11 protein-coding genes are annotated in these 14,195 nt (G+C 40.7%); 5 read left to right on the top strand and 6 right to left on the bottom strand.

Translation table 11 applies throughout. The annotated features are described in order from the left end of the window. Positions 1-36 precede the first annotated feature (36 nt). The 3 genes from FHK88_RS12855 to FHK88_RS12845 are packed head-to-tail and all read right to left on the bottom strand — an operon-like array spanning position 37 to position 2,884. A complete protein-coding gene (locus tag FHK88_RS12855; protein WP_227431113.1) occupies positions 37-645 on the bottom strand; it encodes a DUF2127 domain-containing protein in 609 nt (202 codons plus the stop codon). Further along, positions 638-1,837 carry a dihydroorotase gene (locus tag FHK88_RS12850; RefSeq protein ID WP_227431112.1) on the bottom strand — a complete coding sequence of 400 codons (1,200 nt, stop codon included), beginning with the start codon at positions 1,835-1,837 and terminating at the stop codon, positions 638-640. Before FHK88_RS12850 ends, FHK88_RS12855 begins: the two co-directional genes overlap by 8 nt. Before the next feature lie 3 nt (positions 1,838-1,840). Next, on the bottom strand, positions 1,841-2,884 hold the full coding sequence (locus tag FHK88_RS12845; protein ID WP_227431247.1) for an aspartate carbamoyltransferase catalytic subunit: 1,044 nt from the start codon (positions 2,882-2,884) through the stop codon (positions 1,841-1,843). A 264-nt stretch (positions 2,885-3,148) separates the two neighbouring features. Between FHK88_RS12845 and FHK88_RS12840 the strand changes: the two genes are divergently transcribed. Continuing rightward, a complete protein-coding gene (locus tag FHK88_RS12840; protein WP_227431111.1) occupies positions 3,149-4,132 on the top strand; it encodes a class 1 fructose-bisphosphatase in 984 nt (327 codons plus the stop codon). A gap of 132 nt (positions 4,133-4,264) precedes the next feature. On the opposite strand, the gene FHK88_RS12835 is transcribed toward FHK88_RS12840, so the two are convergent. After that, on the bottom strand, positions 4,265-5,056 hold the full coding sequence (locus tag FHK88_RS12835) for a lysophospholipid acyltransferase family protein (RefSeq protein WP_227431110.1): 792 nt from the start codon (positions 5,054-5,056) through the stop codon (positions 4,265-4,267). Positions 5,057-5,280: 224 nt separating this feature from the next. After that, a complete protein-coding gene (gene acnB, locus FHK88_RS12830; protein WP_227431246.1) occupies positions 5,281-7,884 on the bottom strand; it encodes a bifunctional aconitate hydratase 2/2-methylisocitrate dehydratase in 2,604 nt (867 codons plus the stop codon). Between the two features lie 310 nt (positions 7,885-8,194). Here acnB and FHK88_RS12825 point away from each other — a divergent pair, with 310 nt between their 5' ends. The 4 genes from FHK88_RS12825 to FHK88_RS12810 all read left to right on the top strand — a co-directional run bounded on the left by FHK88_RS12825 (position 8,195) and on the right by FHK88_RS12810 (position 12,082). Then, complete coding sequence (locus FHK88_RS12825; RefSeq protein WP_227431109.1) at positions 8,195-8,776, top strand: hypothetical protein; 582 nt, start codon at positions 8,195-8,197, stop codon at positions 8,774-8,776. Positions 8,777-9,064: 288 nt separating this feature from the next. Beyond that, positions 9,065-10,144 (top strand): lipoyl synthase, encoded by a 1,080-nt coding sequence (lipA, locus tag FHK88_RS12820; RefSeq protein WP_227431108.1) that lies wholly within the window; start codon positions 9,065-9,067, stop codon positions 10,142-10,144. 144 nt (positions 10,145-10,288) lie between these two features. Continuing rightward, a complete protein-coding gene (locus tag FHK88_RS12815; protein ID WP_227431107.1) occupies positions 10,289-10,681 on the top strand; it encodes an ADP-ribosylation/crystallin J1 in 393 nt (130 codons plus the stop codon). 60 nt (positions 10,682-10,741) lie between these two features. Further along, positions 10,742-12,082, top strand: coding sequence for an oxygenase MpaB family protein (locus FHK88_RS12810; RefSeq protein WP_227431106.1), 1,341 nt, complete (start codon positions 10,742-10,744; stop codon positions 12,080-12,082). 120 nt (positions 12,083-12,202) lie between these two features. Here FHK88_RS12810 and FHK88_RS14270 read toward each other — a convergent pair whose 3' ends face one another. Next, entirely contained in the window at positions 12,203-13,951 is a 1,749-nt protein-coding gene (locus FHK88_RS14270) for a methyltransferase domain-containing protein (protein ID WP_264480684.1), read from the bottom strand. Between the last annotated feature and the right edge of the window lie 244 nt (positions 13,952-14,195).

Genomic DNA, 14,195 nt, shown 5'->3' with positions numbered 1-14,195 from the left:
TATAAGATATAAAAGATGGCTTAATGAAGCTAAAAACTATATCAACCCTTTACGTTTCATATTGCGATAAACCACAATAACAATCACAACATTTAAAACAAAAATGGCTAATTTAAACCAGTCAAATACCCCTGTTATTAGGTAATACAGCTCAATTGGAATAAACAATCCATAGCCCAACACACTAAACCAATACGCCCAGATTTTATCTTTCCAAAGTCCATAAGCCTCTAAAAATCGAATACTTGCATAGCCCACAATCAGTACCACACCCGCCAACCAATGACGACTTGCATTCTCTGCCAAATGAATCACTTCATTGACCTGATTGAGCAATAACTGCCCAAAATAATAATGCCAAGTATTCGAAAGACTCATTAGCCATGAGTTAATATTTTGGTGCCATAGCCATAATGCCACAGCACCAAACAATGCACCCACACCTTTAAGTAGCTCATAAATGGCAACCATTTTGATAGATTTACTGGCTTGAGCGCCATCTTCTTCATCTTTGATTGCCATTGCTGTACTTGATTCTACAACAAGGCTTCGCTTGTTTTCGGACTCAGCTATTTGTTTCTGCTCTGATTCGCTTGATTTTGAATCATTAGGTTTTGAGGATGCTGAGTTTGAAGACTTACTCAAAAAACGTCTCCACTACTTTTCCAGTCAATGTTTGACCAATAAACGGCGTATTTTTACCATGTGATACCATTGCTTGTTCAGATACTTGCCATGATAACTCAGGGTCAACCAATACAGCACCACCTATCTGCTCATACTGCTCAGTAATGCCAGCAATTTTGGCAGGATTAATACAAATTTTTTCAACCAGCTCAGTCGGTGTCAATACACCATCACGTACTAAAGCACAGCCTAATGCCATAAAGGTATCAAAGTTTGAAATCCCTGGTGTACTTTCAGCAAAAGGAGCTTGCTTAGCACTGAGGTTTAATGGCTCATGATGACTACAAATCGCATCAATCACTCCTTCTTTTAACCCCTGTCGCAATGCCTGTTGGTCTGTGTTACTACGCAGTGGTGGCATCACATAAGCTAAGGCATTAAAGCCTTCAAGGTTATCATCAGTCAAATGTAGTTGATGCATCGCCACATCACAGGTGACAGGCAGTCCATTTTCTTTTGCCCAGCGCATTAAATCAACCGAAGACTTACAAGTCAGTTGGCTAAAATGTGCTGAGATACCCGTCTCTTCTACCATCAATAACTGTTTGGATAAGGCAACTGTTTCTGCTATCCACGGAATACCTTGCAACCCATGAAATGAAGCAATATAGCCCTCATGTGCCACACCACCTGCGGATAGACTTGGCTCATTGGGATAGAAAAATACTTTTAAGCCAAAGGTTGCAGCGTACTCTAATGTACGTAGCATCACCAAGTCATTGCTAAAAGGTCTGCCAGCATTAGAGACAGCGATACAACCACCACGTTGCAAACCCGCCACATTGGCTGGACGCTCGCCTGATAACCCAGCCGTTAATGCTCCCAAAACATGCAGATGAATTCCACCATCTTGTAAAGCCCGCTCACGCAAACCTTTTAACAGTGAGCCATTTTCTAATACAGGGTCAGTATCTGGTGGCACAACGACATGCAAAAATCCATTTTCACGGGCAGCTCTACCTTCTGTTTGCAGTGTGCCGTGTTGCTGTTGACCCGGCTCACGCAGTCTGGCACACAAGTCGACTAATGGTGGTAATAGCCACTGCTCTGTATTGCTATCTGCTTGCTGTATTGTCGCGACTTTTTGTAATACTTCAGCAGTATCAAATGGGCTTGGTAATAGATTATTTAGTGTGCTATTCGATTGCATTTGTTATTTCTCCCCCTGCTGACGTAGATTTTTTCTTTGTTGTTGATGTTCTCGTTGACCTTGCATTGCCAATGATAATACTGCCATACGAATGGCAATACCATTATTTACCTGTTTTAGTATCACTGACTGCGCACCATCAGCAACACTAGAAGCTATTTCGATACCACGGTTCATCGGACCAGGGTGCATTACCAACGCATCTGGTTTTGCTTTCGCTACCCGCTCCGGTGTGATGCCATAATGTTTGTAGTACTCACTGGATGAAGCAAGTAAGGGTGAGCCAATACGCTCATTTTGAATACGCAAACCCATTAAAACATCACAGTCAGCGACGCCTGCATCAATATCCTCGTACACACTCACTCCATAACGCTCTATCCCTTTAGGTAATAAGGTGCGCGGAGCAATCACTCGAATATCTGTTACCCCCAATGTTTGTAACGCACTAATATCAGAGCGAGCTACTCGTGAATGTTTAATATCACCAATAATCGCCACTGACAGCTCTTCAAAGGGTTTTGATGCTTCCCGATGAATGGTCAACATATCAAGCATGCCTTGGGTGGGATGTGCATGCCAGCCATCACCCCCATTGATAATAGCAATATCTGGTGTCACTTCAGTTGCCATAAAATGTGCAGCACCCGAAGCGGAATGACGTACCACAAAGATATCTGCTGTCATTGCCTGCAAATTCCATAGAGTATCGCGCAGACTCTCACCTTTTTTGGTACTGGAGCGAGCAATGTCGATATTAAGGACATTTGCCCCAAGACGCTTTTCAGCGACCTCAAAGGTGGTACGAGTACGTGTTGAAGGCTCAAAAAACAAGTTCATCACCGTACAGCCCTCAAGCTCAGGACGATTAATAAGCTGTCCTTGCTCATCAAAAAAAGTCTCAGCTTTGGCGATAATTGCCTGTAGCTGTGCTTTATTTAATCCCTCCACACCTAAAAAGTGACGTAAATGCCCATCCGTATTTAGCTGCGGCTCACTCAAAGAGCTATTGAGCTTTTGCTGTACCAATGTAGCGTTATATGCCATCTTATGTTGTGGTTTATCCTGTGTATTTGACACATTCGTCATTTGTGTTTCTATTGATTCTGTTGTCATAGCGCTCATTCTTTATTCATAGATTTTTGGTAAGAATAGTGGAGACTATTCATCAAGCATATCTCATCTTTCTCACCTATTATAGACAATGCAAATAGAAAAAGCATAATTCATGTTAATATTGCACCATAAATCTTTTGGGAAGATAACCGCACTTTCCTCCACCATGTAAAGCAAATTTTTAAGGAATAAACGATGACGATACTGGCAGACTACCTCAAGCAATACTCTAGCAATACAGCAGTCAATGATGTGATTTGTACCATTGCCGAAGTGGGCAAAACCATTAATAAACTATTACAACGTGGTGCATTTGCTGATATTTTGGGAGAAGCAGGTAATCAAAATGTTCAAGGTGAAGACCAAAAAAAGCTAGATGTTATTGCCAACAACTTACTGCTAGATGCTCTAACGCAATGCACACACTGCGCAGGTGTTGCCAGTGAAGAGCTCGATGACGCCACACCTGCCAATCAATCTGGCAATCTCTTGGTTCTATTTGACCCATTAGATGGCTCATCAAACATTGATATTAATATGGCAGTGGGTACTATTTTTTCTATCCTACCGTACCAACGCTCAGGCTCACCTATTACCAATACAGACTTTTTACAAAACGGTGAAAAGCAACTGGCAGCCGGCTATCTGGTTTATGGCCCTGCAACCATGATGGCAGTGACCACTGGTAATGGCGTCGCAATGTTTGGTTATGACCCAGATAAAGATGCCTATCTACTCATTAAAGATCACGTTCAGATTGATGCAGATACTAAAGAGTATGCGATTAATGGCTCAAACTATCGTCACTGGCAACAACCGATGCAACAATATATCGATGAAGTAATAGCGGGCAAATCTGGCACACGAGGCAAAGACTTTAACACACGCTGGGTCGCGGCCATGGTCGGTGATGTACATCGAATTTTATGCCGTGGGGGTGTATTTATGTATCCATTTGACAATAAAGACCCTAAAAAGGCAGGTAAATTACGCCTAATGTATGAAGCCAACCCCATGGCATTACTGATTGAACAAGCAGGTGGTGCTGCAACCGATGCCACACATCGTATTTTAACCATCGAGCCAAATGATATTCATCAGCGAGTTCCTGTGGTATTGGGTAGTAAAAATGAAGTGGCGTATGTTCAACAGCTACACGAGAGCGCACTAAAAATTTAGCTTAGGCTATTAACAATATAAATAATGTCTTTTTCGTCTCTGTCTACATGCAATAGTCCCCCTAAATATGAAGTTACTTAGGGGGATTTTTTATATCTTACTTATGCTGACTTATGCTTTAAGCAATACAACCTATGAGTTGCTTTTAAGCACTCGACGATGCAACTCTTCCAATCCCGACTGCATGTGTTGTTGTAGCTCATCAGTCAACTTAGACTTTGTTTTTCCTTGTGTCTCCAATGGCGCTAATGGTAATACATAGGCAGTGGTATCTCTACTATCCATCACTTTTTTAATACTCTCTGCCATAGTCATTTTGCCATAATATGGAATCGACTCATCCAGCTCACCTTGCTTATTAACATAGCAAACGACAATAGGTTGCACTGGTTTATTAGCATCAATAGCAGACTGTAACAACTTGCCATGGATTCGCTTAATTTGTTTACCATCTGTAGTTGTTGCTTCTGGAAAAAACAAAATAGAATAGCCTTCACGTAAAAATGCAGCCATCTGCTCACTAATCGTACCAGAGTCACCTGAGCCACGTTGGATAAATAACGTACCAGCAGCTGTTGCTAATTTACCAAATATTGGCCAGTTGGCAATTTCAGATTTTGATAAAAAAAAGGCAGGTGTCACACTACCCATAACAGGAATATCCATCCATGAAACATGGTTTGATGCCCATAAAGCATGTGTCTGTGGCACAGGCTCTACTTGGACAACAGTCACTCCAAATGTATTTGCCATCTTACGACAAAATATCTGAATATAACGTGGCAAAATCTCTCTTGGTGGTGACTTAAACGCACCTATTCTTCTAGCAGTAGACATACCGCCGGCAATTGTTCCAAACATACCGACAACTTGTTTCCCACGAGCAATATTTTTTCGTATCGAAAATCTGTTCCTACTTGTCATATCTGTCCTTTCTGACTTATTAATTACTACTTTTACTCTCAAGATAGTAGATAGCAAAATAATTTATCACAAAACTTTTACAGTGTCTTATTGTACACTGAAACTATCAACCTTTGCGCTATATTTTTATTACTCATACCCTACACTAAAAAAGCCCTCGCATCATGGTGATACAAGAGCTTAATACAGCTATTCAAATAAAAGCTAATAAAAACTTAACGCACTTATGCTAACTGTGCTACATCAATCTTATCCGCTTCTTCGGTATATTCTTCCATACGGTCAAAGTTCATATAGCGATAAACTTCTGCACCCATACTGTTCAACATACCTGCATATTGCTGATATTCTTCATTGGTAGGTAGTTTACCCAATACCGCAGCTACAGAAGCAAGCTCAGCAGATGCTAAGAATACGTTTGCACCTTGACCTAGACGGTTCGGGAAGTTACGGGTTGACGTTGATACTGCTGTCGACTTCGGTGCAATACGTGCTTGGTTACCCATACATAGTGAACAGCCGGGCATTTCAGTACGTGCACCTGCTTGAGCATAAACGTTGTAGTAACCTTCTTCCATCAACTGGCGCGCATCCATCTTAGTTGGTGGTGCAATCCATAGACGAGTTTTTAGGCTACCTGCAGGTACTTCTTTAAGCAGTTTACCAGCGGCACGGAAGTGACCAATGTTAGTCATACATGAACCAATAAATACCTCATCAATATGCTCACCCGCCACATCTGCTAATGTTTTAGCATCATCTGGGTCATTTGGACAGCATAGGATAGGCTCTTTGATTTCGCTCATGTCGATGGTCATATCCACCACATATTCTGCATCTTCATCAGCACGCATTAGGCTTGGGTTTTCTAACCAAGCTTGCATCGCTTCGATACGACGGCTGATAGTACGAGCATCACCATAACCTTCAGAAATCATCCACTTCAATAGTGTGATGTTTGAGTTTAGATACTCTTTCACTGACTCTTCTGACAAAGTGATGGTACAGCCAGCAGCACTACGCTCAGCAGAAGCATCAGATAGCTCAAACGCCTGCTCAACGGTTAAATCTTCTAAACCTTCAATCTCAAGGATGCGACCATTAAACTCATTGATTTTGCCTTTCTTATCAACAGTTAAATAGCCTTCTTTAATGGCTTGTAATGGGATAGCATGTACCAAATCACGAAGCGTAATACCGGGCTGACGCTCACCAACAAAGCGAACACGTACTGACTCAGGCATGTCAAGTGGCATCACACCAGTTGCCGCAGCAAATGCAACCAAACCAGAACCGGCTGGGAATGAGATACCCATTGGGAAACGAGTATGTGAGTCACCACCAGTACCGACAGTATCAGGTAGCAACATACGGTTTAACCAGCTATGGATAATGCCATCACCTGGGCGTAAGCTAACACCACCACGGTTCATGATAAAGTCAGGTAGAGTGTGCTGAGTTTCTACGTCAACTGGCTTTGGATAAGCCGCAGTGTGACAGAAAGACTGCATAACCAAATCTGCTTGGAAGCCCAAACATGCCAAGTCTTTTAGCTCATCACGAGTCATCGGACCAGTAGTATCCTGACTACCAACAGTAGTCATCTTAGGCTCACAGTACATACCAGGACGCACACCTTCTAAGCCACACGCTTTACCAACCATTTTTTGAGCCAAGGTATAACCTTTACCTGTATCAGCAGGTTGCTCAGGCTTAGCAAATACATCAGAGTGACCCAAGCCTAGATATTCACGCGCACGATTGGTCAAACCACGACCAACGATTAATGGAATACGTCCACCAGCACGTACTTCATCCAACAAAGTTGGTGAGTTTAGTTTAAAGGTTGACAATACTTCATCAGAATCATGCTTAGTGATTTTGCCATCATGGGGATAAATATCAAACACATCACCCATCTCTAGACCATTGACATCGACATTTTCGATTGGCAATGCGCCTGAGTCTTCCATGGTGTTAAAGAAGATTGGGGCAATTTTACCACCCAATACCAAACCGCCAGCGCGTTTGTTTGGTACATTTGGAATATCTTCACCCATTAACCAAAGCACTGAGTTAGTTGCTGATTTACGGCTAGAGCCTGTACCAACCACATCACCAACATAAGCAAGTGGATAGCCTTTTTCTTTTAGCTCATCAATCAGCTTCATTGGACCACGTACGCCTTCCTCATCAGCAGTGATGCCGTCACGAGAGTTTTTGTGCATAGCAAGTGAGTGCAATGGAATATCTGGGCGACTCCACGCATCTTGCGCAGGTGACAAGTCGTCAGTGTTGGTTTCACCAGTGACTTTAAAGGTTGTGTAAGTTTGTTTTTGTGGTACTTCTGGACGGCTTAAGAACCACTCTGCATCTGCCCATGACTGGATAATTTCTTTTGCAACATCATTACCCGCTTCGGCTTTTTCAGTCACATCATTAAAGGCATCAAATACCAACAAGGTTTTCTTTAATGCTTCAGCAGCTTCTTGAGCCAACTCTTTGTCATCCAAAGCATTGACCAGTGGCATCACGTTATAACCACCTTGCATTGTACCCAAGATTTCAACTGCTTTTTTCTTATCAATTAATGGTGAAGTTGCTTCACCTTTAACAATCGCAGCTAAAAATGCCGCTTTTACATAGGCCGCTTGGTCAACACCAGCTGGTACGCGATTTTCTAACAAGTCCATCAAAAAGTCAGCTTCACCCTCAGGTGGGTTTTTAATAAGCTCAACTAATTCAGCAACTTGATGTTCGTTTAGTGGCAGTGGAACTGTCCCTAGTTCTGCACGTTCTGCAACATGTTTGCGATAAGCTTCTAACACGATGGTCGTCCTCATAAGTTTGATGATAAGCACACCGCGTGAGTTGTCTGAATGACTACCTGCGTTAAGTGTGCCGGATAGGTTAAAAAATCCCTATTAATATAGCTCAAAACTACTAAAATGTTAATTATAAAACTGTAATGAAGTAGTGACAGCCAGTCATATTCATCATTTATTTTTGAAATAGTAGTCACTAAAAATAAATTGTTATCCTTATCAAATAATAATGAAAATCATTTATAAAAAATTATTGTAATAATTTTAAGTCAAAGTTTAGATATTAAGACTTAATCTCTAAGGAGAAGTAGTAGTGCTAGAAAATAAAACCATTAAAAACGCCATCTTAAAAAGTAATGGTCATTCTATCAAGAATATAATAAATATAATTAAAAAAATATTGATTATATATTTAATTACATTATTTATTATGGTTGTTTATTTTTTCAAAAATAATGGACTATCAGGGCTAAATACTCAAAGTCTTTATCATAATATTGGTAGTATTCTTCTGCCTATTGGTATTTATATCATTATCTCTACCATTATTTACCTACCTTTTTATTTCAGTCTTATCAGTTCCATTGAATTAAATAATGATGAGTTATCCATAAAACTAAGAAGAAAACAAACGTTTTTACCAAAGCTAACACCGCAACAAATTGATAGAGTGGTAATCACCAAATATCAAAAAAATGTATTACTTCAGTTAAAAAAATCAAAAACAAGTAAGGATGATTATCTTGTAACCATTGAGCTACACCCCAAAACTGCTCAAGAGCGCAATAACAATGGTTATTCACTATTAAGTCGTGATTTTGATGACTTATCTGCATTATTTATATGGTGCAAACAACATAACGTTAAGATTGAGCAGGGCTATTCTGTGGACTAGATTTGTCCATGTCGCTTGAGCATAAATCTGTTATAATTGTCCCATTTGTGGCTAAAAGGCAGTCTAGCCAATAGTTTCTGTTAAACATTCACAGCATCAATAATCTAGTAGGATTATCTGAATAGCTATTTTGTATAGACGACTCTTAATGTCATCAGTGCTGATATGTTACTTTCATGTAAAAGAAGCTTGTGATAATGGTTTACCAGACCCTATAAAACCTAATAAATCAATAAGTCATAAACTCCCATATATTAAAAGTATATGAGGGTTAGGAATATTTTACCTATGAGCGACATTGCGATTAAGCGTGAAACAGCTACCCGAATACCAAGTGTACAAACGCACATTCCAGAGGCAAAACCTAAACCCAAAAAGGCGGTTAAAGGTGAGAAGCTACGTGGCTATGATAAAGTCGCACGTATTCCAATTAAGGTCATTCCAACCGTAGAAGCACCAAAGAAACCTGACTGGATACGGGTAAAAATGTCTTCTCCTGCTGAAGTTGACCGTATCAAAAAGACGTTGCGTAAGCAAAAGCTCTATACCGTCTGTGAAGAGGCCGCCTGCCCTAACCTTCCCCAATGCTTTGGCGATGGGACAGCGACCTTTATGATTATGGGTGATATTTGTACCCGTCGTTGCCCATTTTGTGATGTGGCACATGGGCGCCCCAATGAGCTAGACAAAGATGAACCACGCCATACTGCTGAGACCATTCAAGGGCTTGGGTTAAAATATGCAGTCATCACTTCTGTCGATAGAGATGACTTAAAAGATGGTGGCGCTCAGCATTTCGTTGATGTGATTAATGAGTCAAAAGCACTTAGCCCAAACTGCTTGATTGAGATTTTAGTACCCGATTTTCGTGGGCGCATGGAAATTGCATTAGACCTATTATGCGAGACACCTCCTGATGTGTTTAACCATAATATCGAGACTGTACCTCGCTTATATAAAGCCTTCCGCCCCGGTTCAGACTATCAGCACTCATTAACATTGCTTAAAGAATACAAAGCACGCCGTCCTGATATTGCCACAAAATGTGGGTTTATGGTGGGCTTGGGTGAAACTGAAGAAGAAGTTTACGCCTTACTAGACGACCTAAAAGCGCATGATGTTGATATGATTACCATCGGGCAGTATCTTGCTCCAAGTAAAAGCCACGCTCCAGTTGACCGCTATGTGCATCCCGATGAGTTCCAACGCTATATGGACTATGGGAAAAAGATTGGCTTCTTTAGTATTTGGGCAGGTCCGATGGTACGCTCAAGCTACTTTGCTGACCGCCAATACTATGGTGAAGACTGCCCCAAACCTGTGCGTAGTAAACGGGCGTTAGAAGCAGAAGGTAAATTTGGCTGTTAGTGACACTGTTAAAAGATAAATTCTACAATGCAACTGTGTAGATATATTCACCAAATATAAAAGCACCAGTACAAACTTTTTGTGCTGGTGTTTTTTTAGGACATTGATTATGATGAATATCTAAAATAAATATTAGGACAATCTATGAAACTCTATCGCCCAGTTGGTTTAAAAGAATTACAGCTTATCATAGAAGCAGATTTTAATGCTTTTCCACCTCGCTTAGCACAGCAACCTATTTTTTATCCTGTGTTAAACATTACTTATGCCCGCCAAATTGCTGAGCGGTGGAATACTGTTGATGCCATGTCTGGCTATGTCGGCTTTGTCACTGAGTTTGATATTGATGATGAGTTTGCCAAACGCTACCCCGTACAGCTTGCAGGTGATAAAGACGTGCATCAAGAGCTATGGGTACCAAGTGGAGAGCTAGAAGAATTTAACCAGCATATTATTGGCAAAATCAAAGTGATAGAGCATTTTATTGGTGAGCAATGTAGTGTGAGCATTGATAAAAATAGCCACTTACCCAGTTGATTTGATTCATATAAATAAAATACACAAATACAACACTCAATAAGGCAGGAAAATTCGTCCATGCAACCCACCTTATCAACCAATAAATCACCACAATTGAATCATTACCAACGGCATGGGCGAACGACGGCGATTAGTGACCATGCTGATTTGCAGGTACTAAAACGTATTCGTCGTTATCTATTACCAAAAAACTTTGTTATTCGTGATGCTTTATTACAGCAAATGGTGACAGGCTATGATGTCGCTGACCCCATCACTGACCGCTTAGTATCTGCTGGTTTTCACTTTAACAAACCATTACAACATGCCATCTTACACGACCAACTGCCCAGCTCATTACAACAGTCTTCAACAGAACAAGCGGACTTTTTGGCATTGGTTGAGCAATTTTCTCAGCATCCCACATGGTATGACCCCAAACTTGCCGAAGTTGGTGCGATTGCCTATCGCCGTTATCCCTTGATGTTGATTTGGCTATTGCGTAATGTAGCATTGATGGCAGGCTATAGTATCCCTGCTTTATCCTTGCCTTTGATTCGCACAGGTGCATTGACACATGATGCCTTGCCAAGACTGATGCGAACGTATGCTTATATCTTAGCCGTGTCTGAATATCCTGCCATTCGTCAATATCAATATCCTACCCAGCATCAACAGTGGGCAGATACAGTGTTAGCCATTGGACAAGAAGGCTGGCGACAATCCATCAAAGTACGGCAAATTCATACCATTGTCCGTCAAGCATTATTGATGGGGAAAATGCCTCCAAATAATCAGACCCGCAATACAAAAAGTGAGACAAACAACAACTGGGACAGTGCTTATTGGGGTATTCCCATTAATCAAACCGATATGGTGGCGACGCACTTACAATTTTCATTACTTATCATGCGAGGATTGCGCCTACTGGGTGCAAAGATTCATGAAGAAGAAGCACAAGGCATCTTGCATTTATGGAATTTAGCCAGTTATTGGATGGGGGTAGATTTACACCGCTTACCCAAAAATGAAGCTGAAGCGTGGGAATGGATTTATACTTACCTATCCATTCAACAGCTTGACTTTAGCATGGGCAAACCATTGGCAAAAGCATTGCATGACTTACCGAGCCAAATTATGGGTGAAGACAATCGTAAAGGGCAGTTTGTTGAGCTGGTCAATGCCAGTGTGACACGTACCTTAGTCGGTGATGATATTGCTGATGGCTTAGAGTTACCTAAGCCAAAATGGCGACTGGGCATTTTGGCATCTGTTCCTATTTTATTTGGACTTGATAGTCTGCGTCATCGCCATCAATGGACAACGCAGAAACTAGAGCAGTTCCGACAAACGCGTCAAGATAATATGAACTGGTGGCTAAAACAGCACGATGCCTATTATCGCCATTCACAAGGGTAAAGCTCAGCTTTGTTAAGCTGAAAGCACCGATACGCTACTGTCTTAACCAAGGATACTCGCACAATAAAGACAAAACAAAGCCAATAAAAACTGCTTTATATTCAGACAACCCTACACCTATCACGCTTCTCTAAAATGTCTACCTGCCTTCACATAGGTTATTGGTTTGAAACGAACTGGCATTTCATCTTCTTCTATCGCATAAATATAGTCTTTATAAAAAATACATGAAATAGACATGGGATCTATATTTGTCAGATTATTCCTAAACTCATTCAATACCTGCTCAGTATTTTCAATACCATTGACACCAATCGAAAAAAGTATGGATAATAATGAACAATAACACCGTCTAAAGTTCTTTAATGATGAATTAATGAGAATTGGGCTATCATATACCGACTCACTAAAGGGAGTTAACCAAACCAAGCCTTCATTATCTGTTGCAAAAAAACCTTGATCATACTTTCCAAAAACTCTTAAACGCTTATCTTGAGCATTTTTTACAATCACTTCTTCATCTTGAAAATGAATAAACTCATAACCTTCTTTATAATAGTTTTCTAAAAGAGAATACTCATTCTCTTCTATATCTTCTAAAATTTCCGCAACTGAAAAAACTTTGGGGGGAAATACTTGTACAATTTCATAACCTGTATCTTTTAAATCTATATTATTAATAATCATTTCTCTCTCCTCACCAAGCTCACTACCACTTTCGCCTTCATCTGTACCTTCAGTTTGACAGACACTAACCTCTGTACCACAACAGCCACCTTCTTTTACCTTCTCTACCACACTAACTGGCTCATCATTGATGGTTTGCTCACCATTTAGCACACCCCCTAACACAAACGGTGCTAAGCTAGCATATGCTGATATTTTATTAGTTGGTTCAAAACAACCAAAATGACGAGAAAAACTACCAAAAAAATCAAAATGAGAAGCAAAACGAGAGCCTTGCAATATACTAAATGTATTACCAGATACCACAACTGCCCGACCTGTCTCAAAACGATACTTATTATCTAACACAAAATACTGTGGACAATGAGTTACTGTTCCTTGATACATCACCGCTTGCCCATAATCCTCTTGAGCATGCTCAAGTTTAGGCAACTTAAATAAGCGATAAGTGGTGGAAAAAAAGCGAATACTACCCAAACGACTGGCAAGCTGACTATCAGTAATCTCAAGCTCACGAGTATCCACCAAACGTGGGTCAGCAAATCCTGCCAAGTGTGCAAGCCTTATAAAGTCCTGCCAATATAATGCCCCACTCAAGCACTCACCATACAATACAGGGTCATTGACCAAATTCTCAGGAATACGGCGGTCAGAATAAACATCTGAAAAATAAAATTCACCGCCGTCCTTTAATAAACGCTCAACCCCTGCCAGCACTGCCTCTTTATCAGGGGATAAATTAATCACACAATTGGACACAATCACATCGAAGCTACCCGCCTCAAGCCCTAATTCATCGAGCTTTTCAATATAGCCCTGCAAAAAAGTCACATTATCATAACCAAACTTTTCCGCATGATATGCTTGATATTCTTTGGCAATGTCCAACTGCTCAGGGGTCATATCCACACCGACCACCTCACCACTTGCGCCGACAAGCTGAGCCAACGCATACACATCACGCCCTGTACCACAGCCCAAATCCAGCACTCGACAGCCCTCAAGCTGTGCAGGACACACCAAACCACAGCCATAATAACGGGCAAGCACTTCATCATGAATATTACCCAGCAATGGCTTTAACCACGCAGGCAACTGGCTAATATCACAGCAGGCTGACGTCTTTAAATCGGCACTACTTTGCAACTGCTTACCATAATAATCCTGAACCACATCGTACATAACCACCCCTTAAACCATGCAAACAATTAAAAACCATTAATAATATTATTAAGTTTTAAATATATTAAGACTCACATTATAGCAGTCTCCAATCCTACCGTCTGCTTATATCCGCTTAGTCACCTAACCAATGATATAAATGGACAGAGATGTCCGATGACTTTGCATCCGCTTTCTTCTTTTAGTCATATAAGGTACAAATGGCTATGATATTCCTTATTTTTTGTATAACTATATTAGTGCA

It is taken from the genome of Psychrobacter sp. I-STPA6b (assembly GCF_020662265.1).
Taxonomy (GTDB): Bacteria; Pseudomonadota; Gammaproteobacteria; order Pseudomonadales; family Moraxellaceae; genus Psychrobacter.
This window is presented reverse-complemented; position numbering and strand designations above follow the sequence as displayed.

Excerpts from the sequence above, each read along its gene's own strand:
- FHK88_RS12850 (WP_227431112.1), bottom strand. The coding sequence starts at position 1,837 with ATGCAATCGAATAGCACACTAAATAATCTATTACCAAGCCCATTTGAT.
- FHK88_RS12845 (WP_227431247.1), bottom strand. The coding sequence starts at position 2,884 with ATGGCATATAACGCTACATTGGTACAGCAAAAGCTCAATAGCTCTTTG.
- FHK88_RS12840 (WP_227431111.1), top strand. The coding sequence starts at position 3,149 with ATGACGATACTGGCAGACTACCTCAAGCAATACTCTAGCAATACAGCA.
- FHK88_RS12835 (WP_227431110.1), bottom strand. The coding sequence starts at position 5,056 with ATGACAAGTAGGAACAGATTTTCGATACGAAAAAATATTGCTCGTGGG.
- lipA (WP_227431108.1), top strand. The coding sequence starts at position 9,065 with ATGAGCGACATTGCGATTAAGCGTGAAACAGCTACCCGAATACCAAGT.
- FHK88_RS12815 (WP_227431107.1), top strand. The coding sequence starts at position 10,289 with ATGAAACTCTATCGCCCAGTTGGTTTAAAAGAATTACAGCTTATCATA.
- FHK88_RS12810 (WP_227431106.1), top strand. The coding sequence starts at position 10,742 with ATGCAACCCACCTTATCAACCAATAAATCACCACAATTGAATCATTAC.
- FHK88_RS14270 (WP_264480684.1), bottom strand. The coding sequence starts at position 13,951 with ATGTACGATGTGGTTCAGGATTATTATGGTAAGCAGTTGCAAAGTAGT.